Genomic DNA, 25,870 nt, shown 5'->3' with positions numbered 1-25,870 from the left:
CAAGCTTGGCAGGGTTGAATGGACCGCATATTTGTCCTGCCTGCGCGGCCAGGCCGCCACGGCCGCCACCGGCCAAGAACCGACTCCATTGCACGTGAAACCCTTGTTCTGCAAAACACTGCTGGCACTGGCACCCGCCGCTTTGCTGGCCGGTTGCATGACGCCGCCGCAGCCCTCGCTCCAGCCTGACACCCCGGCGCAGTGGCGCCAGGCTGGCACCAGCGCGGCCGATGCGCGCGCCATCCAGGCTGCCGATCTGGCCGCCTGGTGGAAACTCCTGGGCGATCCGGCCCTGGACAGGCTGGTGGAGCAGGCGCTGGCCCAGAACCTGGACCTGGCCCAGGCCCAAGGCCGGCTGCAGGCCCAGCGCATCCTGCTGGGCACGGCCACCGCCGCCTACAAGCCAGAGCTCACTGCGGGCGTGCGCACGCTGCAGGACGTGGCCGCGCTCGACTCCTACTTCCATGCCAGCCTGGACATGAGCTGGAACCTCGGCCTGTTTGGCGCCGCTGAATCCACCGCGCTCGACGGCCAGGGCCAGCTGCTCGATGCCCAGGCGCAGTTGCAAGCAGCCAAAATCCAGCTCGTCGCCAATGTGGTGCAACGCTATCTGGAGATCTGCGTAGCGCAGCAGCAACGCTTTGGGCTGGACCAGCAACTGCAGCTCGATACGCGCCGGCTGCAGCTGCAGCAGGTCCGGGTGCAGCAGCGCATGGGCAGCACCGAGCAGGTGCAGCAGGCCCACCTGGAACTCAACCGCAGCCGCGGCCAGGAGGCGGAACTGCTGCAGCACCAGGCGCGCGCCGCGCATGCGCTGGCGGCGCTGCTGGGCCGCAGCGAGCCTGACGCCGCCTGGCTGGCCGCCTCCAGCACCCCCCACATCCCCAGCGCAGCAGCGCTCAAGCTGCAGGTGCTGCCGGCCGAGCTGCTGCGCAGCCGCCCGGCCATCCTCGCGGCCGAAGCCGCGGTGCAGCGCGCCGCTGCCGCTGCGGGCCTGTCGAACTCGGCGCTCTACCCCCGCTTTGCGCTCGGTGGCTCGCTGCTGTTCTCCTACAACCTGACGCAAAACCGCCGCTCCAGCTCCAACCACGAGCCCATGCTCGGCCCGGTCATCGACATTCCACTGTTCGACTGGGGCCGCCGGCGTGCGCAGGCCGATGCCGACGCGCTGCAGATGGACAACGCCGTCAAGGCCTACCGGCAAAGCGTGCTGGACGGTGTGGCCGAGGTGGAAACCGCATTGGCAGGCTTGAGCGCACAACAGCTGCGCCAGCAATCGCTCGATGCCCAGACGCCGCTGCTGCGCAGCCGCGCCCAGCAGCTGCAGCGCCGCCAGCAGCTGGGCCTGGCCAGTGAGCTCGACACCTTGGAGCCGCGCCGCCAGCTGCTGCTGCACCAAAGCCAACAAAGTGTGGCCCAGGCCGCGCAGGCACTGGCCTTTGTGGCCCTGTTCCAGGCGCTGGGCGGCGCCCCGCTGCCAGCGCAAGCCCCACCTGACACGCCGGGAGCCACACGATGATTGCCCTGGCGCGCAAAACCCTGGTCTACGAGTGGCGCCGATTTGTCCCGTCGGTCTTCGCGGTGGGCTTTGCCGGTGTGCTGCTGGTCATGCAGGCTGCGCTGGTGCTGGGCATTTTCAGCTCGGCGGCGATCTACATCACCGCCAGCTCGGCCGACCTGTGGGTCGGCTACCCCGGCACCCAAAGCGTGAACTTTGGCCGCAACATCGGCCCGGATGTGGAAATGCGCCTGCGCATGGATCCGGACATCCGCGCGGTCGAACCGTATGTCTGGGTGGATGGCGACTGGCGCGCCGACCAGGGCACGGGCCAGGCCGCCGGTGCAGTATCGGTCTACCTCTCGGGCATCTCCACCTCCGGCACCGCCATGGTGTTCGACCGGGTCATTGCGCCGTGGCAGCGCAAGCTGCTGCGCGAGCCCGGCGCCGTCATCGTGGACCGCGCCGATCTGGCCAGTCTGGCCACCCATGAGGGCGGCACCGCCTGGATCAACAACCACCGCGTCCGGGTGGTGGCCGCCGTCGATGGCTTGCGGGGTCTGGGAGGCGTCAACGTACTGGCCTCGCTGGAGAGCGCACACCAGATCGCGGGCAGTGCACCCAGCCAGGGCAGCACCTACCTGCTGGCGCGCGTGCGCAAAGGGGTGGACAACCACGCCGTGCAACAGCGCCTGAGCAGCGAGTCGCGCAGCTTCGGCCCGCACGAAGTCTGGACTGCCGACAGCTTTGCGCACCGCTCCCAGCGCTACTGGATGCTCGATACCGGCGCCGGTGCCGGCGTGCTGTTCATGGCCATCGTCGTCTGCCTGGTCGGCGCTGTCGTCACCAGCCAGTCACTCAAGGGCGTGATCGCCGGTTCGGTGCGCGAGTATGCGGTGCTCAATGCGCTGGGCGTCAGCCGTGCAGCGCTGGGCCGGGTGGTCGTGGAGCAGGCATGCTGGATCGGCGCCGCCGGCCTGCTGCTGACCACCATCGCCAGCGTGGCGCTGGTCTCGCTGGCCCAAGTCTACCGGGTGCCTGTCGCGCTCAATCTGCAAGCAGTGCTGGCCTGCGCCGCACTGGTCGCTACGTTGGCGTTGCTGTCGGGCCTTGGCGCGATGCGTGTGCTTTTGCGCACCGATCCGGCCACCCTGCTGCGATGAGAGGTGGTGCGATGACCCATCCCCCCCGCTCCACCCCCACGCTGCAGGCCGTCGGATTGCGCAAAAGCTATGTGTCCGGCGCCATCCGCATCCAGGTTCTGCAGGACCTTTCGGTGGATCTGTATTCCAGCGAGTTGACGCTGATCTCCGGCCCCTCGGGCTGCGGCAAAAGCACCTTGCTGTCGCTGATGTCGGGCCTGCTCACGCCCGATGAAGGCCAGACGTTTGCACTGGGCCAGAACCTGACGACCATGCCCGCCCGCGAGATGGAGCGCTTTCGGTTGCTGCACACCGGCTTTGTGTTCCAGGGCTTCAACCTGTTTCCGGCGCTGACGGCATTGGAGCAGGTCCAGCTGCCGCTAGGGTACCTCGGCATACGGCGCGCCGAGACCTTGAAACGGGCGCAGGACGCGCTCGATGAAGTCGGCCTGTCCCACCGCGCGCACATGCGGCCGGCCGAGCTGTCCGGCGGCGAAAAGCAACGCGTCGCCATCGCCCGCGCGCTGGCCAAGGCCCCGCAGCTGTTGTTTGCCGATGAGCCAACCAGCGCGCTGGACGCCGAAAGCGGACAACGCGTGATCGACATCCTCCACCGCGTAGCCCGCAGCCACGGCACCACGGTGCTTTGCGTCAGCCACGATCCGCGCCTGGTGGGGCATGCCGATCGCGTACTGGATATGGAAGACGGCGCCGTGTACCGCGACCGGCGCCAAAACACCATGATGGAGAACCCAACTTGACCAAGACCCACACAACCTCTTGGCCCGTTCCGCATGCCTGGCATCTGCTGGGCCTGCTGTGCCTGGCAGGCGGCGGGCTCGCAGGCTGCACACCGGCAGCCGATAGCCCGGCCGTTGCCAACACCACCCAGCAGCACCAAAAGCCGGTGGCCGTGGCCCGGGGCAAGATCGAGGTCGACGGCGGTCTGCTGGAGTTGGCCACCGCCGTCGACGGCACCGTGCAGCAGATTGCCGTCCGCGAAGGCCAGCAGGTCCAGGCCGGCCAGCTGCTGCTCAAGGTCCATGACGAGGACCTGCGTGCAGAGCTGTCCGTAGCCCAGTCCTCGTACCAATTGGCCCAGGCCAGGCACAAGGCGCTGGCCGCCAAGCTGCCGCTGCTGCAGACCCAGCTCAAGCGCCTGCAGGCCGCTGCCCGCGATGGCGCGGCCGATCTGCAGGAGGTGGACAACGCCCAGGCCGCGCTGCGCAATGCGCAATCCGAGGCCGAGGTGGCACAGGCCGAGGTGAAGCTGGCCCAGACCAAGACCCAGCAGTTGCGCGAGCGCCAGCGCCTGTATGCCCTGCATGCGCCAGAGGCCGCCACCGTGGTGCATCTGCGCGCCCAGGTCGGCAGCCAGGTCCACACCAGCCAGGCGGCGATGCGGCTGCTGCCGCTGCGCCCGCTGCGCATCCGCGCAGAGCTCAACGAGAGCTTTGCCGGCACGGTGCAAAAAGGCATGCGCGCCAGCGTGGTGCTGGACAACGACAGCAGCACCGCGCTGCCCGAGGCCCGGGTGCTGCGCATCAACCCCATGTATGGGCCTTCCACCCTGCAGGACGACGCCCAGCGCGGACCGTTGCGCGTGGTCGAGTGCGTGCTCGAGTTCGAGACGGCTCCCGGCAATGTGCGTGTGGGCCAGAACGTGAGAGTGAGCTTCCATGAATAAACACTTGCCTGCGCAGGCGCCTGCCTGCCACAACGCCGCTGGCTGGATGATCCAGTCCGACTTTGACGGCACGATCAGCCTGGTCGATGTCACCGACAGCCTGTTGCAGCGCTTTGGCCTGCCTGGCTGGACCGGTCTGGAAGACGCCTGGGAGCGTGGCGACATCGGATCGCGTGACTGCATGCAAGGCCAGGTCGCGCTGCTGGACATGGACCAGCAGGAGCTGGACGCCCACCTGGACGGCATCGCCATCGACCCCGGCTTCCCCGGCTTTGTGCAGGCAGCGCAAGTGCTGGGTCTGCGGGTACAGGTGGTCAGCGACGGAATCGACTATGCGATCCAGCGCGTGCTGGCACGCCATGGCCTGGGCCACCTGGAGGTCATTGCCAACCGCCTCGTGCAGAAAGACACCCGGCGCTGGGCACTGGAGGCCCCCTGGGCGAGCCCGCACTGCAAGCGTGCCAGCGGCAACTGCAAGTGCGAGCGCCTGGCGGCGCAGCAGGCAATCACCGGGCGCGTGCTCTATGTGGGCGACAGCACCTCAGACTTTTGCGTCGCCCACGAGGCCGACTATGTGCTGGCCAAGCACCGGCTGATCGGCCACTGCGAACGGCATGGCATTGCGCATGCACCGTTCCTCGGTTTCAGTGACGCCACCCCGTGGCTGCAGCAGTTCATGCAGCAGCAGGAGGCCCTCGCATGAATCCCCATGACGCACTGGCCCAGCATCTGGCGGGCCAACCGCAGGAAAGGGCCGCAGAAGCAGCCTTGCAAACCCTGTGCCTGACACCCCACGAATTCGCCCTGCCCGGCTCCGGCACGGCCGCACGCACCGGCGTGCTGCTGGTGCACGGCCTGACCGGCACCCCAGCCGAAATGCGCCTGCTGGCCAAGGGCCTCAACCGCGAAGGCTTTACCGTCTACGCGGTGCAGCTGGCAGGCCACTGCGGCAGCATGCAGGACCTGGTCCAGACGCGCTGGACCGACTGGCTCGCCAGCGTGCAATCGGCGCTGCTGCGCTTTGCACCCCATGTGGACCGGGTCGTCGTCGGCGGTCTGTCGATGGGCGCCTTGCTGTCGCTGGCGGTGGCCACCTCGCACCCGCGCCAGGTCGCCGGGGTGGCGGCGCTGTCCACCACCTTCCGCTATGACGGCTGGAGCATTCCGCGCTACACCAGGCTGGCCTTTCTGCTGCCGCTGTTTCGGCTGCTGGGCATCGGCCGCGACCGCGTGTTCATGGAAGCCCCCCCTTACGGCATCAAGGACGAGGCCCTGCGCGCAAGGGTGGTGGCGCAGATGCACAGCGGCGACAGCGCTGCTGCCGGCCTGCCTGGCAATCCCTGGTGGTCCATCATCGAGCTGCGCAGGCTTTCGGCCCATGTTCGCAGCCACCTGCGGGATTTGCGCGCGCCCTGCCTGGCCATCCATGCCAGGGAGGACGACATCTCCCACCGCTCCAATGCCGAGGACATCGCCACCGGCGCGGTCCATGCGAGGGTCGAGGTCGTGCTGCTCGACAACTGCTACCACATGATCACGATCGACCGCGAGCGCCGCACGGTGATCGCCAAGGTGCATGACTTTGTCGCCCGTATCGGCGGCGCACGCACACAGGCAGTGGCCCATGGGCGCTGACATCACGCCGCTGGTGGTCAGCCTGTGGCTGATCAATATCCTGGTCGACAGCGGCGGGCAACTGGCGTTCAAGGCCGCTGCCACCCAGACCCCCAGCACGGCCACCGGCATGGCCCACTGGCGCTTCATGCTGGCACGCCCCTGGATCTGGATCGGCGGTGCCTGCTACGTGGTGGAATTCGTTGCCTGGCTGGCCTTTCTGTCTCTGGTCCCGCTGTCCGATGGCGTACTGCTGGGCAGCATCAACATTGTGGCCATCATGGTGGCCGGGCGCCTGTTCTTCCAGGAAAAGCTGGCACCGCTGCGGGTCGCAGGCATCGTACTGGTCTCCATCGGTGTGGCCGTCGTCGGGCTCAAGGGGTAACGGCATGAAGCGCTTCTACCTGGTCGGCTTTCTGGTGCTGATGGCCTTCGACACGCTGGCCCAGCTGAGTTTCAAAAAGGCGGGCGATGCCGCACTGCCGCTGGAGTTCAGCCCCTCCTGGCTCTGGCGCGTGTTTGCCCAGCCCTGGATCTATGGCGCCTTGATCGGCTACATCGGCGCCTTTTTCACCTGGATGCATCTGCTGCGGCGCGCACCCGTCGGCCCCGCCTTTGCCGCCTCGCACCTGGAGATCATCTCGGTGCTGGTGCTGTCCCACTACCTGTTCCAGGAGACCATCGGCCTGCCCCAGATTCTGGGCTGCATGTTCATCGTGGCCGGCATTGCCTGCCTGGCCCTGAGCGAAGCCCGGGACCATGGTGCCGCCAAGCCGGGAGAGAACCTGGCGGACGGTACCGGCGCCAGCGCCGCTGCACGCTGATGGCGCGCCACAGCCCTGGCCACCGCCGATGACTGCGCGCCGCATCTCCGTGCCTCCCACCGCAGGCTTGGCGCTGCGCTGCGCCGATCTGCGCCCCTGGGGTGACAAGCGCCTGGACCGGGCGCTGGCCGCCTGGCTGGAAGTGGACGAGGTGCTGCTGGAGTGCTCGGGCACCTCCGCGCTGGTGCTGGCACTGCGCACGCTGCAGCAGCTGGCTCCCGATCGCTGCGAGGTGGTGGTGCCCGCCTACACCTGCCCGCTGGTGGCGCTGGCCGTTGCGCAGTGTGGCCTGCAGCTGCGGCTCTGCGACCTGTCACCTGACTGCCTGGACATGGATGGCGATGCGCTCGATGCGCTGCTCAGCCACCGTACCCTCGCACTGGTGCCCACCCACCTAGGCGGCCGTGTGGCCGATGTCGCCCGGCTGCTGCCCCGCGCCCAGGCCTGCGGCGCCTATGTGATCGAGGACGCCGCCCAGGCCCTGGGCGCCCGGGTGCACGGCCGCAGCGTGGGCCTGCAGGGCGACATCGCGCTGTTCAGCCTGGCAGTGGGCAAGGGCCTGAGCACCTACGAAGGCGGCGTGCTGCTGGCCCGCGACCCGGCGCTGATGGCGGCGCTGCGTGCACAGCACCAGGCATCGATACGCCCCCACCTGGCCTGGGAGCTGCGCCGCAGCCTGGAGCTGCTCGGCTATGCCGCAGCCTTCCGCCCGGCGCTGCTCGACCGGGTCTACGGCGCACCGCTGCGGCGCAGCCTGGCGCGGGGCGACTGGGTGACAGCCGCTGGCGATGACTTCGGCAGCCACATCCCGCAGCACAGCATGGGCGCTTGGCGCCAGCGCGTTGGCCTGCGTGCGCTGGCCCGGCTGGATGCGCACTGGGCGCAGGCGCAGCAGCAGGCGCAGCAGCGCATCGCCCAGCTGCGCACGCTGCCCGGTCTGGAGGTGGTGGAGGACTCCCCGCCCCAGGCGCAAGGCATCTGGCCGGTGATTCTGCTGCGCTTGCCCAGTGCCGCCCAGCGCGATGCGCTGATGCAGGCGCACTGGGCCAGCGGCTGGGGGCTGTCACTGCCCTTCAGCCGGGTGCTGCCCGACTACGAGCGCTATGCGCCCGTGCTGGGCGAGGCGATGGATGACCCGGTGCCGCAGGCCCGCGATTGGGCACAGCGCCTGCTGGCCATCAGCAACAGCGCCTGGCTCAGTGATGCGTTGTTTGGCCAGTTGCTGGATGCGTTGCGGCAGACAATGCCGCCATCAGCCGCTGGTTGAGCGCATGCTGGCCCGCCTGTGCCTGCGCCAGCGCCTGGGCATCGATGGCCGTGTCCTGGCCGTCACCCGCACTGAGCCAGCGCTTCCACCAGGTGCTGTATTGCCAGGACGAGACATCGCCGGTGATGTCGCTGCCCACCAGCTGGCCGCCCAAGGCCGCGATGATGCCCATCGCCTGCGCCTCGCGCATCTGGCCCTGGTCCCAGTTCGTGGTGACCACGTCCGTGGCAAACACATCCTTGTCAATGCTGAGGTAGGTGCTTTGGCGCTCGCTGGCCAGGGTGGCGGTCAGGGCATCGGCCAAGGCATCGAGGCCGGGAAAAGCCCGAAAGGCGGCCGACATGCCCAGGCGCCGCGCCCAACCGGTGTCCACGCCGCAGCTCCAGTAGCTGAGCTTGCCGGCATGCAACGGACGCAGGTAGTTCTCCCAGGCATGGCCGGCGCCAATATCGGGCGAGGTGATGCCCGCGACATGCACATGCGATACCGCCGGATGCATGGCGATGCGCCGCACCCAGGAGCCACAATGCACACCCCAGGGAAAGCGCATGTTGTCCGGATGGTTGTCCAGCACCACCACCCGCAACGGGCGCGCAGGGCTGAAGCGCTGGCGGGCGATGCAGTGCTCGATCAGCAGCCAGGACAGGTGGTGAAAATCGCCACTGCCCATCCAGGCCGTGCCATGCTGCGGCGGCAGCTGGGCCTGCAGATGGCGGCGGAACTGCTGGTAGCGGCCCAGCGATGCGCCAAAGCGGATCGCCTCCTGCCAGTCGCCCAGCGCCAGGCGCAGCTCACCAGCCAACGGGCCGACGGAGCCATCGACATCCAGCACCAACGGGGTCATCGCTGTTCCTGCCATGCGCGGTCACTTTCAAAATGCCGGGAAAACCGCCGCCCCAAGGCCCGTAGCAGCGGGTTGCGGATGTAGACCGCATGCTGGGTAAAAGTGAAGCTGGCGCCCAGTTGCGCCTTGACTTCGGGATCGGTCCAGCCGGCCACATAGTGTGACAGGCCGCACTCCAGCGCATATTCCAGGTTCACGATCCAGCTGACGAAGTACAGGTTGGTCTGGCGCGCACGCGGGTAGGACAGGCCGATGTATTTGTCGACCAGCCGCCCATCATGCGCAAAGCACAGGTTCCAGCCCAGCAAGCTGCCATCCTGCGCATCGCGGTACTCAAACACCAGGCCCTGGTTGGCGGCATCGCGCAGCACTGCGGCAAAAAAGCTGCGGCTGAGCTTGTCAAAATGCAGCTCGCTTTGTGCATACACGGCCTCGAACAGCGCATAGTAGGCATCGACCAGGGCCTCGTCGGCAAAGGCCGGGCCGGTGGGAATGCGCCGGATCTGCAGCTGGCTGCGGCTCTTGAGCTTGCGGCGCAGGTCGGAGCGCCGGTTTTTGGACAGCCGCGCCAGGTAGCCGTCAATGCTGTCGAAATCGATAGGCACATAGGCCAGCGCCTGGCCTTCCACCAGGATGAAGCCTTCGTGCTGCAGCGCCTGGGCCAAGCGATGGGCATCGGCATTGTCGGCCGGCGGCAGCAGCGGCGATGCCTGCGGCAGGTCCTTGACAATGGTCAGCATGCAGCGGCCGGCGTAGCGGCACAGCTGGCTGGCCAGCTTGTCCATCGCCACATCCGGGGGCAGCACCAGGTACTCGCTCAAGGTGGAGCCGACAAAATCGGTGCGCAGCCGCAAGCGCTGCGCCAGCCAGGCCCCGCCGGGCAGCTGCAGCACCCAGCGCTTGACGGCCTCGTCAGCCGTGGTCAGTAGGTCAAAGGGCGCGCGAAAGGCCGGGAACGGCCGGTCCGAAAACACCGCAAAGCCCTCGGGCGGATGCGCGGCAAACTGCCGGATCAGCGCAGAGGGCTCCAACTGGTTGCGCGAGGGGCGCAAGGATTCACTCAAGTTCAGGACGCCTTGGCCAGGGTGATCAGCTGGTCGAGCAGCACCAGCGCTTCATCGATCTCGCTGCGGCTGATCATCAGCGACGGCGCGAAGGTGATCACGTTCTTGTAGTAGCCGCCCACGTCGAGCACCAAACCCCGTTTTTGGCCCTGGTACGTGAGCTTGGCTTCCAGGCCCAGGTCGACCATCTTGTCCAGCAGCGCCTTGTTGGGGGTAAAGCCATCGGCCGTGCAGATCTCGGCGCGCAGCGCCAGGCCCATGCCATCGACATCGCCGATTTCCGGATGGCGCTTTTGCAGCTGTTGCAGACCATCGAGGAAATAGGCACCCGACTCGCGCACCTGGCGGCCAAAGTCCATCTCGTGGGTCATCTTCATCACTTCCAGGCCCAGCGCCGTGCCCAGCGGGTTGGAAGCAAAGGTCGAGTGGGTCGAGCCTGGCGGGAACACCGTGGGGTTGATCAGCTCCTCACGGGCCCACAGACCGGACAGCGCGTTCAGGCCATTGGTCAGCGCCTTGGCGAACACCAGCACATCGGGCTTGACGCCGAAGTTCTCCACCGACCACAGGGTGCCGGTGCGCCAGAAGCCCATCTGGATTTCGTCGACCACCATCAGCACGCCATGGTCGTCGAGCACCTTCTTCAGGCCTTTGAAGAAATTGGGCGGTGGCACCACATAGCCTCCCGTGCCCTGGATCGGCTCGATGTAGAAGGCCGCGTACTCGCACTGCTGGGTCTTGGGATCCCAGACGGCGTGGTACTCGTTCTCGAACTTGCGCGCAAACTCCTGCACGATGGAATCCGCATACTCTTCTGCAGTCATGCCCTTGGGGCGGCGGAAAGGGTACGGGAAGGGAATGAACTGCGCGCGGTCACTGAAATGGCCGAAGCGGCGGCGGTAGCGGTAGCTGGAGGTGATGCTCGAGGCACCCAGGGTACGGCCGTGGTAGCCGCCTTCAAACGCGAACATCAGGCTTTTGCCATGGGTGGCATTGCGCACCACCTTGAGCGAGTCTTCAATCGCCTGGGCGCCACCCACGTTGAAATGCACGCGGCCTGGCATGCCCCATTTCTTCTCGGCATCCTGCGCAATGAACTTGGCCAGCTCGATCTTCGTCGGGTGCAGGTACTGGCTGGCCACTTGGGGCAGCTCGCGCAGCTGCTCGATCATCTTGTCTTCCAGGCGCTTGTTCTTGTAGCCGAAGTTCACGGCCGAATACCACATCTGCAGATCCAGGTAAGGCGTGCCTTCCTGGTCATACATGTAGCTGCCCTCGCAGCCGCTGAAGATCTTGGGGGGATTGACGTAGTGAACGGTGTCGCCAAAAGAGCAGTATTGGGCTTCATCAGCCAGCAGTTGTTCGGTATTGAAAGTCACGGCGGAGGGCTCCAGTTTTGAGTGCCGCCAGTCTGGCCCTGCAATGTTGTGGCTCCGCCTACATTGTTTGTAGGATTGATGGAGATCTTGCCCGCTTCATGGAGCATGGCGGCTGCCTGGTTTGGCGCTGGCCCATACAGGGTGTACCATGGTCGGCAACCAGGGCGCCCCCAGAGGCGGCCCGTGCATTTGAGCCGCAGACACCATCTTCCATGAATAGTCCACACAAACGCTTTTCGATGATTCGCGAGTTCCACCTCGCAGACTGGTTCACCCTGGGCAATGCCGTCTGCGGCGTAGGCGCACTGTTCTCGGCGATGACCTTTCTGGAAACCTCGGACCGCCGGCATATCTACTTTGCCGCCGCCCTGGTGCTGGCCGCGCTGATCTTCGATATCTTTGATGGCCGCATTGCACGCTGGCGGCAAAAATCATCGGCGATGGGCCGCGAGCTCGATTCGCTGGCCGATGTGATCTCCTTCGGTGTGGCACCTGCCATCATTGCCTATGCCTGCGGCATGCAAGGCATGTGGGACCGCATCGTGCTGGGCTACTTTGTGGCCTGCGGCGTCTCGCGCCTGGCGCGCTACAACGTCACCGCAGAGTCGCTGTCGGAGGGTCCCTCGGGCAAGGTGAAGTACTTTGAAGGCACCCCCATCCCCACGTCGATCGTGCTGGTCGCGCTGCTGGCGCTGGCCGCCGCCATGAATGCGGTGCGGGCCGATCTGTGGTTCGGCAAGGTGCTGATCGGCGGCTTCACCTTGCACCCGCTGGTGCTGCTGTTTGCCGTGTCGGGCTCGTTGATGATCAGCCGCATCAAGATCCCCAAGCTTTAAGAGCCTTGGGCCTCGCGCCCACGGCCCGATCACATCCCGCGAATATGCTCTACGTGGGCCAGCAGTGACCGCTTGGCCACCGGCCACAGCCGCTCGGGCGTGTCGGCATAGGCGATCGCCACCCAGTCCTCCGGCGTGCCATCGGGCGCTTGCGCCATGGCCTGGCGCACCTTCTCTTCGCGCGCCATGCGGTGTGCCTGCAGCTTGGCAATCACCTGCAGCGGCTGGGCCAGCACATAGCCATGGGCTGGCAGGATGAAGCCGATCTCCCCCTGTTCACATACCTGTGCCAGCTTGGCCAGCGAGGCCAGGTACAGGCGCATATTGCCATCCGGCGGGTCCACCACGGTGGTGCTGCCGTTCAATATATGGTCGCCGCTGAACAGCAGGCCGTCCTCTTCCAGCACCAGACAGACATGGTTGGCCGCATGGCCGGGCGTGTGCACCACGCGCAGGCTGTGGCTGCCTGCGGGATCGCCCGGGTGCGCCAATCGCAGCAGCTGGCCGTCCTGAAGTTCCTGGTCGGGCGTGAACTGGCTGCCCGCGCGCGCCGTGCAGGCAGACGACAGGCCCCAGATCAGCGGCTTGCTTCGGCCTGCCTGGGCGACCAGTGCCTGCAGCGGCGCTGCACCGGGTGAATGGTCGGCGTGCGAATGGGTGCAGACGATGGCGCGGATATCGCCACCGGTGGCGGCCATGATGCGGCTGAGGTGCGGGTCGTCCTGCGGCTGCGGCCTGGGGCCGGGGTCGATGACGATATAGCCTGTCTCGGCGTCACCGACCAGGTAGGTGTTGGTGCCGGGGCCGGTCATCGTGCCGCCGTTGTCGGCCGTCAGGCGCTGCACGTTCTTCAGCAGCGGCACCGGCTGTGCGCTCTGCCAGCCCAGCGCATGGTGCAGCTGGCCATCGGGGCAGACCAGGGCCAGCTCGCCATAGGCGGTCTCATGTTCCATGAATCGGCGCACCTCGCCGTTCACCACCGCGCCCCGCGGCATCGACTGCCAGAGCCATTGGCCGGGCTGCACCTGCTGCAGCGCCTGCAGCACATCGATCAGCGCCTGCACCGTGGGGTAGGCGGCCAGGCGCTCCAGCGTGACCCGGGTGGGGAACATCACCGTCATCTGCCCGTCGGCCGCGCGCTGCAAGGCCTGCGCGGGGTGCACCCACAGCGGCTCGAACTGTTCGGTGTCATCGGTCACCGCTTCCTGCCCCTGCGGCATGCGCGCCACCAAAAAAGGCACGTCGAAGCGGATCGGTATTTCCTGCGCCGCCGTCCAGCGTGCCAACGGCCACAACACATCGGCGGCCAAGGTCAAGCCCAGCGCCGCGCACTGCGGCAGCAGAGGCTGGCTGCGGTCAATGCTGGCCACCTCGGCCTGGCTGGCCCAGCGGCCATCGGCGTGGCGGGCCAACAGCACGCCCATCTCCTCCATGCTCTCGCGGATGGCGGCCTGGGCGTAGGTCAGCTCCTCGGTGGTTTGCGCCGTGCGGCGCGCCAACAGGTCGTGGTGCTGGGCATCGCTGGCATCCACAGCCCCTCCGGGGAAAACATAGTGCCCGGCGGCAAAGCGCGCCTGGTCGGAGCGGCGCGACATCAGCACCTCCAGCCGGGTGGCGCCGGGCCCCGCATCAGGATCGGGCGCATCGCGCAAGAACAGGGCCGTGGCGGCTGCGCGGGCCGGCGCGGGCTCGCGTTGCACATGGAGGAGCTGGCTGGTACGGGTCATGGGCCCATTATCAACACTTGCATGGCTGGCCCGTGTCACGCGCAGGGCCGGCAAGGACGGCATTGCCCCAGACTGTCCGCATCTGCAACCTCGGGGCGCGGTGCGGGTAATGAGGCCCTCTGTCCCGCAGTGCAGCCGGCCGGGCCCAAAAAGCGATAATACGCAGATGGACATCCGTTTTACCAAGATGCAAGGCGCCGGCAATGATTTTGTCGTGCTCGACGAGACCGCCGGCCCGCTGGGTTTGCGTGCCGACCAGTACCGCTTTCTGGCCGACCGCCATTTTGGCGTTGGTGCCGACCAGATCCTGACGGTGCGGCCGTCGCCCGCCCCTGGGGTGGATTTTGAATACATCATCCACAACGCCGATGGCGGCGAGGTGGAGCAATGTGGCAACGGCGCGCGCTGTTTTGCACGTTTTGTCTATGACAAGGGCCTGACCGACAAGCGCGCGATCCGGGTTCAGACCCAAAAAGGCGTGATCGCCCCCGAGCTGATGGCCGATGGCCGGGTCACCGTGAACATGGGCCAGCCCCGCCTGGTGCCCGAAGACGTGCCCTTCAACACCAGCGGCCTCACGCCGGTGGCCCAGCACCACACCCAGAAATGGCCGCTGGCGCTGCAAGTGCCGGTCGATCCCACCACCGTGTTCGTCGTACCGGTGTCCATGGGCAACCCGCATGCGGTGATGCTGGTCGACGATGTGGACACTGCGCCGGTCGCCTCCCAGGGCCCCGTGCTGGAGTCCCATCCCCGTTTTCCCGAACGCGTGAATGTCGGATTTCTGCAGGTGCAGACGGCGCACCAGGTGCGGCTGCGGGTGTTTGAGCGCGGCACCGGCGAGACCCTGGCCTGCGGTACCGGCGCCTGCGCGGCGGTGGTGGCCGGCATCGAGCTGGGCCTGCTGCAAAGCCCGGTGGATGTGCAGACCCGGGGCGGACTGCTGACCATCGCCTGGAGCGGCCAGGCCGCTGACCCGGTGATGATGACCGGCCCGGCCACGACCGTGTTCGAAGGTGAGATCCGCATTCCGGACTAGGCACGGCGCTGCACCTTGCGGCTACCGATTGAGGAGACGGCGAGCAGCCGATACGAGAGAGACCGATGAGCGCAAACAACAACCAGGTTCCCCCCATTACCGAAGAAGACATCGCCGAGTTCCTGGTGCAGACACCGGATTTCTTCGAGCGCCAGGCCCAGGTGCTGACCGGCGTGCACATGGTCAGCCCCTACGGCAACCGCACCGTCAGCCTGCAGGAGCGCCAGGCCGAGATGCTGCGCGACAAGATCAAGGGCCTGGAGCACCGCATCATGGACATGATGCGCAACGGCAGCCAGAACCACCACACGATTGACCGCATCCACCACTGGACCTGCGATGTCGTCAAGACCCGCAACCCGCTGCAGCTGCCCGAGGTGATTGCCGACAGCCTGATGCAGCACTTCGAGGTGCCCCAGGTCGCGCTGCGGCTCTGGGATGTGGCCGAAACCTACCTGAACGAGCCCTTCGCCCAGGGCGTGAGCGCCGATGCGCGCAGCTTTGCGAGCTCGCTGTCCACCCCCTACTGCGGCCCCAATGTCGGCGTCGAGCCGGCCGGCTGGCTGCCCGACAGCGCGCAGGTGCAGTCGGTGGTGCTGCTGCCGCTGCGCGACGGCGCCATCCTGGGTGACACCCCCGCCTGGGGCCTGCTGGTGCTGGGCTCGCCCGATCCGGCCCGCTTCCAGGCCGACATGGACACCGATCTGCTCGAGCGCATGGGCGAGATTGCCGCCAGCGTGCTCTGCCGCCTGCGCTAGGCCCATGGACAGCGCCGCGCTCAGCGCCCCCATGCTCCAGTACCTGGAGCATGTGCGCGTGCAAAAGCGGCTGGCGCCGCGCACACACACGCTCTACACGCTGGATTTGCAGCGCCTGTCGGCCATGGCCGCCGAGGCCCACACCGAGGTACTGCAACTGGGGCCCCAGCATATCCGCCGCTTTGTCGCGCAGATGCATGCCGCAGGCCGCAGTGGCCGTGGCATTGCGCTGATCCTGAGCGGCTGGCGCGGCTTTTTCAACTGGGCTGGCCGCGAAGGCCTGGTCGAGCGCAACCCGGTGCAGGATGTGCGCGCCCCTAAATCTCCGAAGCCCTTGCCCAAGGCCTTGTCCGTCGACGATGCGGTGCGCTTTTCCGAAGCCAGCCATGCGCAGGGCGACCCCTGGGTGCAGACCCGCGACAGTGCCATGGTCGAGCTGATGTATGGCAGCGGACTGCGCGTGGGCGAGCTCGTGGGCCTGGATACCGCTGCCAGCGTGCAGGCGCTGGGCTGGATCGATATGGAGGCAGCCGAGGCCCATGTGCTGGGCAAGGGCAGCAAGCGCCGTGTGGTCCCTGTGGGCAAGGCGGCGCTGGTGGCGCTGCAGGCCTGGCTGGCCGTGCGTGACCAGGTCGCGCCCTGCGATGCAGCCTTGTTCATCGGTGTGCGCGGCGCCCGCCTGTCGGCCGCCAGCGTCTGGCAGCGCCTGCGCGAGCGCAGCCTGGTCGCCGGCATGACCACGCCGGTGCATCCGCACATGCTGCGCCATTCCTTTGCCAGCCATGTGCTGCAGTCCAGCCAGGATTTGCGCGCGGTGCAGGAGTTGCTGGGACACGCCAGCATCACCACCACCCAGGTCTACACCCGGCTCGATTTTCAGCACCTGGCCCAGGTCTACGACCAGGCCCATCCGCGCGCCCGCAAAAAGGACTGAGCGGAAAGCAAAACGGCCACCGATGGGCATCGGTGGCCGCTGTGCGCGATCAGGTGTGAAGTCTGCCGATAAGCCGGATTCTGTGCACCCGGGTTGCCCCAGGCGTGACCGCCATTACTCTGGGCCGGGTGTCACCACCACGGCTCGACGCTACCTACCCGCCAACTCTGCGGAACCACATCAACGCTGGCCTACTTGGTATTGCTGCGCGTAGAGATTGCCCGTTTCACCCCGGGTGGTTTACCTTGCGGTACGCCCCCCGGACTCGTCTCTGTTGCTCTGATCCTCACCTCACGGTGGGCAGCCGTTAGCTGCTACGCTGTCCTGTGCAGTCCGGACGTTCCTCCAGTGCGGCCTTTCGGCACTAGCACCAGCGGCGGTCTGGCAGGCTTCACAGGCGTGATTATTCCACCGAATGGCAGCCGCCCGCGCCAGCCGGGCAAAAACTGCAGGCCGCTGCCAGGATAAACGGCCAACCGCCGCCCTATTCGGCCACCGCGTTGCCGAACTCGCGCCGGAACTGCTCGGGCGGCATGCCCGCAGCGCGCTGGAACATCGCGATAAAGGCCGAGGCCGTGCTGTAGCCCAGGTCAAAGGCGATCTCCTGCACCGTCCGACCCTGGCCCAGCGCATCCACCGCGCAGAGGTGGCGCAGGCGTTGGCGCCATTCGGCCAGGCCCATGCCCAGCTCCTGGTGGCAGTGGCGCGCCAAGGTCCGCTCCGTCATATGCACCGAAGACGCCCAATCGGCCATCGTGCGGCGGCTGCCAGGCTCGGCCTTGAGGGCATCGAGCACGGCCACCAGCGCCTTGGACTGGGCCGATGGCAGAAAGCTGTGCTCGGGCGGCGCCAGCCGCAGCTGGTCCACCATGACCTCGGCCAGGCGCAGGTCCTCGGCCGTTGATGGCCGGCGTATGTCGCGCTGTGCCAGATCGGCGAGGATGCTGCGCGCAATGGCGCTGATGCGGATGATGCAGGCCTGCTCGGGAAGGCCTGTGCACAGCGCCGGCTGCACATAAAACGAGCGGTAGACGGCCGCCTGCGGCACATAGCAGTTGTGCTCCACCGCCGGCGGAATCCAGATGCCGTACTGCGGCGGTGCCACCAGGCTCCGCCCCTGGGTGACGATGGTCATCGTGCCATGCGATGTGTAGTTCAGGTGGCCGGGCCGGTGGCTGTGCGCATCGGCAAAACTGCCGGCGGCAAACTCGTCGTAGCGCACCAGATAGGGCGCCGTCTCGGCATCCACGTCGTAAATTTTCAGTGCCTGGCCTGTCGCCATCGCGGCCTCCTTGCCTGCCGCACCGCGCAATATGTCTGGCTTGGTGCTTTAAATGTCTGATTACAGCTATAGGCTTTAAACCCGCCACAGCGATGATAGCAGCCAGATGTTTTTGAATGCTTGAGATATGCAATACCTGTATCCGCTGCTGGCGGTCTTGATCTGGTCGGGCAACACCGTTGTCAGCAAACAGGCCGCTGGCGCCATTGCGCCGATTGAAATCGGCTTTCTGCGCTGGGTGCTGGCGGTGCTGCTGGTCACCCCCGTGCTGCTGCCGGCAGTCTGGCGCAACCGCGAGGCCATCCGGGGCCATGCCGGCCAGATCCTGGTGCTGGGCATTCTCGGCATGGTGGTCTACCAAAGCTGCGCGTACTTTGCCGCCGCCTACACCACCGCCACGCACATGGGCATCATCCTGACCCTGTCGCCCTTGGTGGTGCTGGGCATCTGCGTGGGCCTGCTCGGCCAGGTGCTGACGGCCGGTGGCGCCATCGGCTCGGTGCTGGCCTTTGCCGGTGTGGTGCTGGTGATCAGCGAAGGCCACCCCGGGTCCTTGCTGGACCAGGGCATCAACCGGGGCGATCTGCTGATGCTGCTGGCCTGCCTGGCCTATGCGGCCTACAACGTCCTGCTCAAGCGCTGGGCCATGCCGCGCGTGCCCAGCTGGCAGTTGCTCTACCTGCAGATGGTGGTGGCCATGGTCGCGCAGCTGCCGTTCTACCTGGCCTCGCCCAAGGTCGGCCTCCATGCCGACAACTGGTACCTGGTTGCCTATGCCGGCACGATGGCATCCATCGTGGCCACCTGGATGTGGATGACGGCCGTCGCCAAGCTCGGGCCCAGCCGCTCGATCATGTTCTTCAACCTGACCCCGTTGCTGACCGCGCTGATCGCCTCGGCCTGGGCCAAGGAGCAGTTGCACAGCTACCTGTGGATCGGCGGCGCGATGACCATCCTGGGTGTGCTGCTGGCCGAGCTGTGGAAGACGCCGCTGCGCCGCGCCAAACCGCGCGCCAGCACAGCGGCCTGACGCCAGGGAACCTGGTGGCGAACCAGGGCCTGCTCAGCCCATCGCCAGCAGGTCGTAGATGATCCTGGCCATCAGCGCCAGCAGGCCACAGACCGATACCAGCATCAGCCACGGCGCCCAGCCTTTGTCGCGCCAGGAAAAACCCAGCAACAGGCTGACGCAGCAGATGGCCAGTAAGACCAGGGTGGTGTTGAAACTCAGCAAACCGCCTCCTTGCGCAGCAGTAACATGCACAGGCATCTTCGCCCCAGAGGCCGGAGGCGGTATTGATGCCCGTCAAGGAATGCAGCCGGCGACGCTAAGAACATCCTAGGCATATTGATATTCCAGATGGAATGATCAACTGCGTCACAATGGTTCGGCAATTTCCACCCCCTTGTTCATCCTGATCTGCTGGAGGCACCATGAAAGTTGAGAATATTCTGCACACCATCGGCAATACGCCGGTGGTCCGTATCAACCGTTTGTTCGGCGCTGGCGCCCAGGTCTGGATCAAGTCCGAACGCAGCAATCCGGGCGGCTCCATCAAGGACCGCATCGCGCTGGCGATGATCGAAGATGCCGAGAAGTCCGGCGCGCTCAAGCCCGGCGGCACCATCATCGAGCCCACCAGCGGCAACACCGGCGTGGGCCTGGCGCTGGTCGCCGCGGTCAAGGGCTACAAGCTCATCCTGGTGATGCCCGAGAGCATGTCCATTGAGCGCCGCCGCCTGATGCTGGCCTATGGCGCCAGCTTTGACCTGACCCCCAAGGAAAAGGGCATGAAGGGCGCCATCGCCCGCGCCGAGGAACTGGCCGCGCAGACCCCTGGCTCCTGGATCCCGCAGCAGTTCGAGAACCCCGCCAATACCGCCGTGCATGAGCGCACCACCGCGCAGGAAGTGCTGGCCGATTTCCCCGATGGCCTGGATGTGCTGATCACCGGCGTCGGTACCGGCGGCCACCTCTCGGGCGTGGCCCATGTGCTCAAGGCCAAGTTCCCCCAGCTCAAGGTCTACGCGGTCGAGCCTACCGCTTCGCCCGTCATCTCCGGCGGCCAGCCTGCTCCGCACCCGATCCAGGGCATTGGCGCCGGCTTTATCCCGCGCAACCTCGACACCAGCGTACTCGACGGCGTGATCCAGGTCGATGCCGAGCCCGCCCGTGAATACGCACGCCGTGCGGCGCGTGAAGAAGGCCTGCTGGTCGGCATCTCGTCGGGCGCCACCCTGGCTGCCATCGCGCAGAAACTGCCCGATCTGCCGCCCAACGCCAAGGTGCTGGGCTTCGCCTATGACACCGGCGAACGCTACCTGTCGGTGGACGGCTTCCTGCCGGCCTGATCTCCCACGGCGCCTGCTTCGCCGTCAGCCCCTGGCCTGCCAGCCAGGGGCTTTTTCTTACCTATCGTCACATCAAAATAGATAACCCGGGTTAATTTCACCGGGCAACCGTGCCATATTGCAGGCCGGGCGCGTTGACCAGCCCAGGCCCGTGGCGACTTCCTTTGACGGCCTCCGTCTGGGGAGCATTCCAAGCCCATGGCACCGGCGGACCCGGCTTATCGCCAAGAAACGCGCTCGCTCTTCAAACCCGAAATACCACAACACCATGGAGGCTCAGTGATGCAATTTTCCTGGAACGATCCCACAGCGATCATGTTCGCCATCTACCTGGTGGCCATGCTCGCCATCGGCTGGCTCGGTTACCTGGGCACCAAGAACCTGTCCGACTACATCCTCGGCGGCCGCAGCCTGGGCAGTTTTGTCACGGCGCTGTCGGCGGGCGCGTCCGACATGAGCGGCTGGCTGCTGATGGGCCTGCCCGGTGCCATCTATGCCACCGGGCTGTCCGAGTCCTGGATCGCCGTCGGCCTGATTTTCGGCGCCTACCTCAACTGGTTCTTTGTGGCGGGGCGCCTGCGCCTCTATACCGAGCGCGCCGGCAATGCATTGACCTTGCCGGACTACCTGGCCAACCGTTTCGAGGACCGCAGCAATGTGCTGCGCATCGTCACCGCGCTGGTGATCCTGGTGTTCTTCACCCTGTACTGCGCCTCCGGTGTCGTGGCAGGCGCGCGCCTGTTCGAGAACATGTTCGGCATGCCCTACACCACCGCGCTGTGGGTGGGTGCTGCCTGCACCATCGCCTATGTGCTGATTGGCGGCTTTCTGGCCGTGAGCTGGACCGACACCATCCAGGCCTCGCTGATGATCACCGCGCTGCTGCTGGCACCGGTGATCGCCTGGCTGGCGGTGCAGGGCCAGCTGCAGCCGGGGCAGGATCTGCATGCCATCGTCAGCGCCGAGAAGTTCGACCTGCTGCGCGGTGCCAGTGTTGCGGGCATCGTATCGCTGCTGGCCTGGGGCCTGGGCTACTTTGGCCAGCCGCACATCCTCGTGCGTTTCATGGCCGCCTCGTCGGTGCAGACCATTCCGGCGGCGCGCCGCATCAGCATGACCTGGATGGTGCTGTGCCTGGGTGGTGCGGTGGCCGTGGGCTTCATCGGCATTCCGTACTTCGCGGCCCACCCTGAGGGTGCAGCCGCCGTGAACGCCAATGCCGAGACCGTGTTCATGGAGATCACCAAGCAGCTGTTCAACCCCTGGATTGCGGGTGCGCTGCTGGCCGCCATTCTGGCTGCGGTGATGAGCACCCTGTCCTGCCAGTTGCTGGTCTGCTCCAGCGCGCTGACCGAAGACATCTACCGCGTGTTCCTGCGCAAGCAGGCCAGCCAGAGCGAGCTGGTCTGGGTGGGCCGCGCGATGGTGCTGCTCGTGGCGCTGATTGCCATTGCCATCGCCAGCAATCCCGAAGCCAAGGTGCTGGGCATGGTGAGCTATGCCTGGGCGGGGTTTGGTGCGGCCTTTGGTCCGGTCATCATCCTGTCGCTGTTCTGGGGCCGCATGACGCGAGGCGGCGCACTGGCCGGCATCATCGTTGGCGCTGTCACCGTGCTGGTCTGGAAGCAGCTTGGCTGGCTGGGTCTGTACGAGATCATCCCGGGCTTTGTGTTTGCATGGATCGCCGCCGTGGCCGTGAGCCGCATGGGGCCGCCACCGTCGGCCACGATGCAGCAGGCCCATGCCGATGTGGAGCGCGAATTCTCCCAACTGCAGCGCTGATTTCCGCCAGCATAAAAATGCAAAAACCGCTCCTGAGAGCGGTTTTTGCAGGGGCAGCAGAGGCTTACTTGGCCGCTACGACGCCCGCCCCAGCGGTCTCTTGCGCGATGGCTTGCGCCACCTTGCTCACGCTGGAGCGCTTGCGCCAGGCCGACCAGGTCACGGCAGCCAGCAGGAACAGGCTGATGCAGACAAAGGTCGCGCTGATGGGGCGCTGCATGAAGACCATCATGTCACCACGGGACAGCAGCAGCGCACGGCGGAAGTTCTCTTCCATCATCGGGCCGAGCACAAAGCCCAGCATGATCGGCGCCACCGAGAAGTCCAGCACCATCAACACCGCACCGATGATGCCGAAGGCCAGCACCTCCCAGATATGGAACAGGCTGTTCTGCGTGGTGAATACCCCGACCGCAATGAAGAACATTGCTGACGGGAACAGGTACTTGTAAGGCACGGCCAGCATCTTGACCCAGACACCGATCAGCGGCACGTTCAGAATCATCAGGATCACATTGCCAATCCAGAAGCTGGCGATCAGACCCCAGAAAATGTCCGGATGCTCGGTGATCAGCTGCGGGCCGGGCTGGATGCCCTGGATCAGCAGCGCGCCCAGCAGCAGTGCCATCACGGCGTCGCCAGGGATGCCCAGACTCATCGTCGGAATGAAGTCCACCTGGGTCTTCGAGTGCGCCGAGGCCTCGGGGGCTGCGACGCCAGCGATCATGCCGGTACCAAAACGGCTCGGATCCTTGGCCACCTTTTGCTCCAGCGCGTAGGCAATGAAGGTGGTGATCGTCGGACCGGTGCCGGGCATGGCGCCAAACAGCGTGCCCACCGTGGTGCCGCGCACCATCGGCCAGAACGCTTCCTTGAGCTCGGCCATCGAGGGCCGCATGTCACGGATGCGCATCTTGGTGTTGCTGGTGATCGCCTTCATCTTGTTGACGTTCAGCAGGAAGTCGGCAATACCGAACAAGCCCATCGCCACGGCCACCATCTCCAGGCCATCGCTCAGATCAGGCAGGTCGAACGCGAAGCGAAAGGTGCCGCTGTTCACGTCGGTACCGACCACGCCGCAGAGCAGGCCGAACAAGGTCATCGCCACACCCTTGAGCGGCGAGCCGCGCGACATCGTCGAGCCCGCGAGCAGGCCCAGCAGCATGATGGAGAACAGCTCGGCGGGGCCGAACTTGAACGCGATCGTGGTCAGCAGCGGCGAGGCGAAGATCATCACGATGATGCCGACCGACGCGGCAAAGAACGAGCAGATCATCGTGATGCCGAGCGCGGTTCCGCCCTTGCCCTTCTTGGTCATCGGGTAGCCGTCCAGGCAGGTCACGGCATGGGGCGGGTGCGATGGCAGGTTCAGCAAGATCGCGCCAATGGCGCCACCGTACTGCGAACCATAGAAGATACCGGCCAGCATCAGGATGGCAGGCACCGGATGCATGGTGTAGGTCAGTGGCAGCAGAATCGAGATCGCCGACAGCGCGCCCATGCCCGGCAACACGCCGATCAGGTTGCCCACCAGCACGCCGAAGAACGACCACATCAGGTTATGGCCCTGGAAGGCGATGCCAAAGCCGTACCAAAGGTCTTGCAGTGCTTGTCCCATGGCTTACATCCCCCACCTGACCAGCGGCATCTGCACCTGCAGCGCCCACCAGAAAATCAACACGGCGACGATCATCATCGACATGGCCAGCACAAAGCAGGCCATCACGCTGTTGCTGCGGTCACCCAGGGCGCAGATGAACACGATGGCAAAGGTCGCCGGCAGCAGGCCCAGGTATTCGCCACAGAAGTAGAAGGCAATGGTGCCCAGAATGATGCAGGCAGCGCCCCGGAAATCCGGAATCTCGTGCTTGTGCCCGACCAGTGCCGCATCGTCACCGGGGCCTTTTTTCTTGGCGTTCAGCGCGATCAGCACCCCCGTCAGCGCCAGCAGCACGCCGATCGCAAATGGGAAGTAGCCCGGACCCATGTGGGCCAGCGAGCCGATGTTGTAGCCTTGTGCCGCATAGGCAGCGCTGCCACCGATCAGGACCATCAGCGCGCCGCCGTAGTAATCCTTGTTGTAGCTCTTGCCGCCGGTGCTCATGGCCGCTCCTTGGCGGGCGCCCGGCGCCCCTGCACACCCGCAAGGGTGGACCTGTGTTGACCCATATTCGTCTCCTTTTCTTACAACTTGCGCGGAAAGTCTAGAAAACGAAGCTGCCAAACAGCTGCCAAACGCCAGGCAGCGCCTCAAAATACGTAAATCTACTTAGCGAAAACAGTCCCGCAAAGGACAGTGCGCTCAGGCCGGATCCGGAGCCAGCGGCAGGCGCACCACCGCGGTGAGCCCCCGGCCAGCCGCGCCATCGCTGGCATCGCCATCTTGCAGCAGCAAGTCGCCATGGAAGCGCTGCACATAGGCCCGGGCGATGGCCAGTCCCAGGCCCGATCCTCCCGGCGCCAACGCCGCATCGGCCTGCAAGCGGCTGAAGCGCGCAAAGGCGCGCTCGCGGTCCTCGGGCGCAATGCCGGGGCCGTTGTCCTGCACACGGATCTCCACCCAGGCACCCTCGCGCTGCACCGACACATTGATGCGGCCCCCGGCAGGTGTGTAGGCAATCGCGTTGTGCACCAGGTTGGCCAGCAGCTCATAGACGGCGGTGGCGGCCGCCTGCACCGGTGCAGCCATCGCCGCGCCCGGGTCGGTCTCGCCTTCGGCATCGCCTTCAAAATCCTGGCCGCGCACATCGGTCCATCCCAGGTCCTGCTGCTTGTCGAGCGCCAGTGGCAGGTAGGCCAGCACCACCTCGCGCGCGACCGCATTGGCGTCGCAGACCGCGCCGTCCAGCGCCTGGGGAGATGCCGGCTGACTGGCATGGGCCAGCGCCAGCAACTGTTCGGACACGCGGCGGCCCCGCTGCAGCTGCTGCAGCATGCTGCGCAACGTGGCCTGCACGGCGTCGGGGTCGGTCTCACGCAGCGCGTAGCCGGCCTGCGTGCTCAGAATGGCCAAGGGCGTGCGCAGCTGGTGCGAGGCATCGGCCAGAAACTGGCGCTGCTGGGCCAGCGCATCGCGCTGCTGCGCCAGGTGCAGGTTCATCGCATCGACCAGGGGCCGCACCTCGCCGGGCACGGCCTCGGTGGCCAGCGGCTGCAGGTCTTCGCTGCGGCGCTGCTGCACGGCCCGGCGCAGCGCCTGGAGCGGCCGCAGGCCCCAGGCCACACCCAGCCACACCACCAGCACCAGGACGAGCAAGGTGCGGCCATCGCGCAGCAGGCTGTCCCACATCAGGCTGCGCACCGTGCGCTCGATGCCGGCGCTGGTCTGTGCGGTCTGGATCAGCACGCGCCATTCCTGGCCCGACTGGTCGTGCAGTACCCGCAGCAGCGCCAGCACCCGCACCGGCTGGTGGTCCACCTCGGCGGCATACGACACCCGCGTGCCATCGTCGGCAGCGCGAAAGGGGCGGCTGGGGTCGGCCGGGTCATGTGCGGGCTCGGGGAACTCGGCGGCACCCAGCAGCAGGCGCTGCTGCGTGCCGTCGGGCGTCTGCAGCTGCACGCGCAAGAACTTGCGCCGGCTGCTGAGCACCTCGAACATCGAGATGATGTGCAGCGGCTCGTCCAGGCTCAGCTGGCCGTCGTTGTCCCAGCGCAGGTTGTCCGACAGCGCCTGGGCGGGCTCCAGCAGGCTCTGGTCATAGGCCCGCTCCAGCTCGCGCGCCAGGCTGACGCTGTCGCGCCAGCTGTCGAGCACCAGCAGGCCCATCAGCACGGGCACCAGCACCCACAGCAGGCGCAGACGCAGGCCGTTGGAGGAGCGCAGGCGCGGGCGCATCGG

Annotated in this window: 25 protein-coding genes and 1 other RNA gene; 16 read left to right on the top strand and 10 right to left on the bottom strand. The window is 66.4% G+C overall.

Annotation, left to right across the window (positions count from 1 at the left end; all coding sequences use genetic code 11):
- The first annotated feature begins 94 nt into the window (after positions 1 to 94).
- Genes AB7A72_RS14365 through AB7A72_RS14325 form a run of 9 tightly spaced genes read left to right on the top strand, consistent with a single transcriptional unit; the run spans position 95 to position 8,032 of the window.
- Positions 95 to 1,519, top strand: coding sequence for a TolC family protein (locus tag AB7A72_RS14365; RefSeq protein WP_312529253.1), 1,425 nt, complete (start codon positions 95 to 97; stop codon positions 1,517 to 1,519).
- Positions 1,516 to 2,661, top strand: a complete 1,146-nt coding sequence (locus AB7A72_RS14360) for an ABC transporter permease (RefSeq protein WP_369460381.1) — start codon at positions 1,516 to 1,518, stop codon at positions 2,659 to 2,661. Before AB7A72_RS14365 ends, AB7A72_RS14360 begins: the two co-directional genes overlap by 4 nt.
- Positions 2,662 to 2,672: 11 nt before the next feature.
- Positions 2,673 to 3,401, top strand: a complete 729-nt coding sequence (locus tag AB7A72_RS14355; RefSeq protein ID WP_369460380.1) for an ABC transporter ATP-binding protein — start codon at positions 2,673 to 2,675, stop codon at positions 3,399 to 3,401.
- Positions 3,398 to 4,327 (top strand): efflux RND transporter periplasmic adaptor subunit, encoded by a 930-nt coding sequence (locus AB7A72_RS14350; RefSeq protein ID WP_369460379.1) that lies wholly within the window; start codon positions 3,398 to 3,400, stop codon positions 4,325 to 4,327. The genes AB7A72_RS14355 and AB7A72_RS14350 overlap by 4 nt, the downstream gene beginning before the upstream one ends.
- Complete coding sequence (locus tag AB7A72_RS14345; RefSeq protein WP_369460378.1) at positions 4,320 to 5,030, top strand: MtnX-like HAD-IB family phosphatase; 711 nt, start codon at positions 4,320 to 4,322, stop codon at positions 5,028 to 5,030. The genes AB7A72_RS14350 and AB7A72_RS14345 overlap by 8 nt, the downstream gene beginning before the upstream one ends.
- Positions 5,027 to 5,962, top strand: a complete 936-nt coding sequence (locus AB7A72_RS14340; RefSeq protein WP_239810663.1) for an alpha/beta hydrolase — start codon at positions 5,027 to 5,029, stop codon at positions 5,960 to 5,962. Before AB7A72_RS14345 ends, AB7A72_RS14340 begins: the two co-directional genes overlap by 4 nt.
- The gene (locus AB7A72_RS14335) at positions 5,952 to 6,326 is read left to right on the top strand and encodes a hypothetical protein (protein WP_369460377.1); all 375 of its coding nucleotides are present in this window, start codon (positions 5,952 to 5,954) and stop codon (positions 6,324 to 6,326) included. Before AB7A72_RS14340 ends, AB7A72_RS14335 begins: the two co-directional genes overlap by 11 nt.
- A gap of 4 nt (positions 6,327 to 6,330) precedes the next feature.
- Entirely contained in the window at positions 6,331 to 6,765 is a 435-nt protein-coding gene (locus tag AB7A72_RS14330) for an EamA family transporter (RefSeq protein ID WP_239810661.1), read from the top strand.
- A 28-nt stretch (positions 6,766 to 6,793) separates the two neighbouring features.
- Positions 6,794 to 8,032 carry a DegT/DnrJ/EryC1/StrS family aminotransferase gene (locus tag AB7A72_RS14325; protein WP_369460376.1) on the top strand — a complete coding sequence of 413 codons (1,239 nt, stop codon included), beginning with the start codon at positions 6,794 to 6,796 and terminating at the stop codon, positions 8,030 to 8,032.
- Here the strand turns inward: AB7A72_RS14325 and AB7A72_RS14320 are convergent.
- From AB7A72_RS14320 to AB7A72_RS14310, 3 genes are read right to left on the bottom strand one after another with little or no spacing between them, the layout of a single operon-like run.
- Positions 7,962 to 8,876 carry a hypothetical protein gene (locus tag AB7A72_RS14320; protein ID WP_369460375.1) on the bottom strand — a complete coding sequence of 305 codons (915 nt, stop codon included), beginning with the start codon at positions 8,874 to 8,876 and terminating at the stop codon, positions 7,962 to 7,964. The two genes, AB7A72_RS14325 and AB7A72_RS14320, sit on opposite strands and share 71 nt — an antisense overlap.
- On the bottom strand, positions 8,873 to 9,940 hold the full coding sequence (locus AB7A72_RS14315) for a GNAT family N-acetyltransferase (protein ID WP_313332722.1): 1,068 nt from the start codon (positions 9,938 to 9,940) through the stop codon (positions 8,873 to 8,875). Before AB7A72_RS14315 ends, AB7A72_RS14320 begins: the two co-directional genes overlap by 4 nt.
- A gap of 2 nt (positions 9,941 to 9,942) precedes the next feature.
- A complete protein-coding gene (locus AB7A72_RS14310) occupies positions 9,943 to 11,319 on the bottom strand; it encodes an aspartate aminotransferase family protein (protein WP_239810658.1) in 1,377 nt (458 codons plus the stop codon).
- Positions 11,320 to 11,531: 212 nt separating this feature from the next.
- Between AB7A72_RS14310 and pssA the strand changes: the two genes are divergently transcribed.
- On the top strand, positions 11,532 to 12,155 hold the full coding sequence (pssA, locus tag AB7A72_RS14305) for a CDP-diacylglycerol--serine O-phosphatidyltransferase (RefSeq protein ID WP_239810657.1): 624 nt from the start codon (positions 11,532 to 11,534) through the stop codon (positions 12,153 to 12,155).
- A 29-nt stretch (positions 12,156 to 12,184) separates the two neighbouring features.
- Here pssA and AB7A72_RS14300 read toward each other — a convergent pair whose 3' ends face one another.
- Positions 12,185 to 13,882, bottom strand: coding sequence for an MBL fold metallo-hydrolase (locus AB7A72_RS14300; protein WP_369460374.1), 1,698 nt, complete (start codon positions 13,880 to 13,882; stop codon positions 12,185 to 12,187).
- Positions 13,883 to 14,048: 166 nt separating this feature from the next.
- Between AB7A72_RS14300 and dapF the strand changes: the two genes are divergently transcribed.
- The 3 genes from dapF to AB7A72_RS14285 all read left to right on the top strand — a co-directional run bounded on the left by dapF (position 14,049) and on the right by AB7A72_RS14285 (position 16,613).
- Complete coding sequence (dapF, locus tag AB7A72_RS14295; RefSeq protein WP_369460373.1) at positions 14,049 to 14,921, top strand: diaminopimelate epimerase; 873 nt, start codon at positions 14,049 to 14,051, stop codon at positions 14,919 to 14,921.
- Between the two features lie 65 nt (positions 14,922 to 14,986).
- Positions 14,987 to 15,679 carry a DUF484 family protein gene (locus AB7A72_RS14290; protein ID WP_312417456.1) on the top strand — a complete coding sequence of 231 codons (693 nt, stop codon included), beginning with the start codon at positions 14,987 to 14,989 and terminating at the stop codon, positions 15,677 to 15,679.
- A 4-nt stretch (positions 15,680 to 15,683) separates the two neighbouring features.
- Positions 15,684 to 16,613 (top strand): tyrosine recombinase XerC, encoded by a 930-nt coding sequence (locus AB7A72_RS14285; protein ID WP_312417457.1) that lies wholly within the window; start codon positions 15,684 to 15,686, stop codon positions 16,611 to 16,613.
- Between the two features lie 53 nt (positions 16,614 to 16,666).
- Here the strand turns inward: AB7A72_RS14285 and rnpB are convergent.
- Together rnpB and AB7A72_RS14275 are read right to left on the bottom strand one after the other, a co-directional pair.
- Positions 16,667 to 17,006, bottom strand: an RNA gene (rnpB, locus tag AB7A72_RS14280) — RNase P RNA component class A.
- A 91-nt stretch (positions 17,007 to 17,097) separates the two neighbouring features.
- Positions 17,098 to 17,895, bottom strand: coding sequence for an AraC family transcriptional regulator (locus AB7A72_RS14275; protein WP_369460372.1), 798 nt, complete (start codon positions 17,893 to 17,895; stop codon positions 17,098 to 17,100).
- 127 nt (positions 17,896 to 18,022) lie between these two features.
- Here AB7A72_RS14275 and AB7A72_RS14270 point away from each other — a divergent pair, with 127 nt between their 5' ends.
- Entirely contained in the window at positions 18,023 to 18,925 is a 903-nt protein-coding gene (locus AB7A72_RS14270; RefSeq protein ID WP_369460371.1) for a DMT family transporter, read from the top strand.
- Between the two features lie 33 nt (positions 18,926 to 18,958).
- Here AB7A72_RS14270 and AB7A72_RS14265 read toward each other — a convergent pair whose 3' ends face one another.
- Positions 18,959 to 19,129 (bottom strand): hypothetical protein, encoded by a 171-nt coding sequence (locus AB7A72_RS14265; RefSeq protein ID WP_239810650.1) that lies wholly within the window; start codon positions 19,127 to 19,129, stop codon positions 18,959 to 18,961.
- Positions 19,130 to 19,329: 200 nt separating this feature from the next.
- Between AB7A72_RS14265 and cysK the strand changes: the two genes are divergently transcribed.
- Both cysK and putP read left to right on the top strand, forming a co-directional pair.
- Positions 19,330 to 20,247 (top strand): cysteine synthase A, encoded by a 918-nt coding sequence (gene cysK, locus AB7A72_RS14260; protein ID WP_239810649.1) that lies wholly within the window; start codon positions 19,330 to 19,332, stop codon positions 20,245 to 20,247.
- Between the two features lie 282 nt (positions 20,248 to 20,529).
- Entirely contained in the window at positions 20,530 to 22,029 is a 1,500-nt protein-coding gene (putP, locus tag AB7A72_RS14255; RefSeq protein WP_239810648.1) for a sodium/proline symporter PutP, read from the top strand.
- 64 nt (positions 22,030 to 22,093) lie between these two features.
- Here putP and AB7A72_RS14250 read toward each other — a convergent pair whose 3' ends face one another.
- The 3 genes from AB7A72_RS14250 to AB7A72_RS14240 form a co-directional block, all read right to left on the bottom strand.
- Entirely contained in the window at positions 22,094 to 23,647 is a 1,554-nt protein-coding gene (locus AB7A72_RS14250; protein WP_369460370.1) for a tripartite tricarboxylate transporter permease, read from the bottom strand.
- 3 nt (positions 23,648 to 23,650) lie between these two features.
- The gene (locus tag AB7A72_RS14245) at positions 23,651 to 24,133 is read right to left on the bottom strand and encodes a tripartite tricarboxylate transporter TctB family protein (protein ID WP_239810646.1); all 483 of its coding nucleotides are present in this window, start codon (positions 24,131 to 24,133) and stop codon (positions 23,651 to 23,653) included.
- Between the two features lie 198 nt (positions 24,134 to 24,331).
- Positions 24,332 to 25,867, bottom strand: a complete 1,536-nt coding sequence (locus AB7A72_RS14240; RefSeq protein WP_369460369.1) for a sensor histidine kinase — start codon at positions 25,865 to 25,867, stop codon at positions 24,332 to 24,334.
- Between the last annotated feature and the right edge of the window lie 3 nt (positions 25,868 to 25,870).

Source organism: Comamonas sediminis (genome assembly GCF_041107495.1).
Classification (GTDB): Bacteria; Pseudomonadota; Gammaproteobacteria; order Burkholderiales; family Burkholderiaceae_C; genus Comamonas; species Comamonas sediminis.
The sequence above is the reverse complement of the archived record's forward strand: the minus strand, read 5'-3'. Positions and strand labels throughout refer to the sequence as shown.

What these genes read in the sequence shown, in the direction of transcription:
- AB7A72_RS14360 (WP_369460381.1), top strand. Translation starts at nt 1,516, where the DNA reads ATGATTGCCCTGGCGCGCAAAACCCTGGTCTACGAGTGGCGCCGATTT.
- AB7A72_RS14355 (WP_369460380.1), top strand. Translation starts at nt 2,673, where the DNA reads ATGACCCATCCCCCCCGCTCCACCCCCACGCTGCAGGCCGTCGGATTG.
- AB7A72_RS14345 (WP_369460378.1), top strand. Translation starts at nt 4,320, where the DNA reads ATGAATAAACACTTGCCTGCGCAGGCGCCTGCCTGCCACAACGCCGCT.
- AB7A72_RS14340 (WP_239810663.1), top strand. Translation starts at nt 5,027, where the DNA reads ATGAATCCCCATGACGCACTGGCCCAGCATCTGGCGGGCCAACCGCAG.
- AB7A72_RS14335 (WP_369460377.1), top strand. Translation starts at nt 5,952, where the DNA reads ATGGGCGCTGACATCACGCCGCTGGTGGTCAGCCTGTGGCTGATCAAT.
- AB7A72_RS14330 (WP_239810661.1), top strand. Translation starts at nt 6,331, where the DNA reads ATGAAGCGCTTCTACCTGGTCGGCTTTCTGGTGCTGATGGCCTTCGAC.
- AB7A72_RS14325 (WP_369460376.1), top strand. Translation starts at nt 6,794, where the DNA reads ATGACTGCGCGCCGCATCTCCGTGCCTCCCACCGCAGGCTTGGCGCTG.
- AB7A72_RS14320 (WP_369460375.1), bottom strand. Translation starts at nt 8,876, where the DNA reads ATGACCCCGTTGGTGCTGGATGTCGATGGCTCCGTCGGCCCGTTGGCT.
- pssA (WP_239810657.1), top strand. Translation starts at nt 11,532, where the DNA reads ATGAATAGTCCACACAAACGCTTTTCGATGATTCGCGAGTTCCACCTC.
- AB7A72_RS14300 (WP_369460374.1), bottom strand. Translation starts at nt 13,882, where the DNA reads ATGACCCGTACCAGCCAGCTCCTCCATGTGCAACGCGAGCCCGCGCCG.
- dapF (WP_369460373.1), top strand. Translation starts at nt 14,049, where the DNA reads ATGGACATCCGTTTTACCAAGATGCAAGGCGCCGGCAATGATTTTGTC.
- AB7A72_RS14290 (WP_312417456.1), top strand. Translation starts at nt 14,987, where the DNA reads ATGAGCGCAAACAACAACCAGGTTCCCCCCATTACCGAAGAAGACATC.
- AB7A72_RS14285 (WP_312417457.1), top strand. Translation starts at nt 15,684, where the DNA reads ATGGACAGCGCCGCGCTCAGCGCCCCCATGCTCCAGTACCTGGAGCAT.
- AB7A72_RS14275 (WP_369460372.1), bottom strand. Translation starts at nt 17,895, where the DNA reads ATGGCGACAGGCCAGGCACTGAAAATTTACGACGTGGATGCCGAGACG.
- AB7A72_RS14270 (WP_369460371.1), top strand. Translation starts at nt 18,023, where the DNA reads ATGCAATACCTGTATCCGCTGCTGGCGGTCTTGATCTGGTCGGGCAAC.
- cysK (WP_239810649.1), top strand. Translation starts at nt 19,330, where the DNA reads ATGAAAGTTGAGAATATTCTGCACACCATCGGCAATACGCCGGTGGTC.
- putP (WP_239810648.1), top strand. Translation starts at nt 20,530, where the DNA reads ATGCAATTTTCCTGGAACGATCCCACAGCGATCATGTTCGCCATCTAC.
- AB7A72_RS14250 (WP_369460370.1), bottom strand. Translation starts at nt 23,647, where the DNA reads ATGGGACAAGCACTGCAAGACCTTTGGTACGGCTTTGGCATCGCCTTC.
- AB7A72_RS14245 (WP_239810646.1), bottom strand. Translation starts at nt 24,133, where the DNA reads ATGAGCACCGGCGGCAAGAGCTACAACAAGGATTACTACGGCGGCGCG.
- AB7A72_RS14240 (WP_369460369.1), bottom strand. Translation starts at nt 25,867, where the DNA reads ATGCGCCCGCGCCTGCGCTCCTCCAACGGCCTGCGTCTGCGCCTGCTG.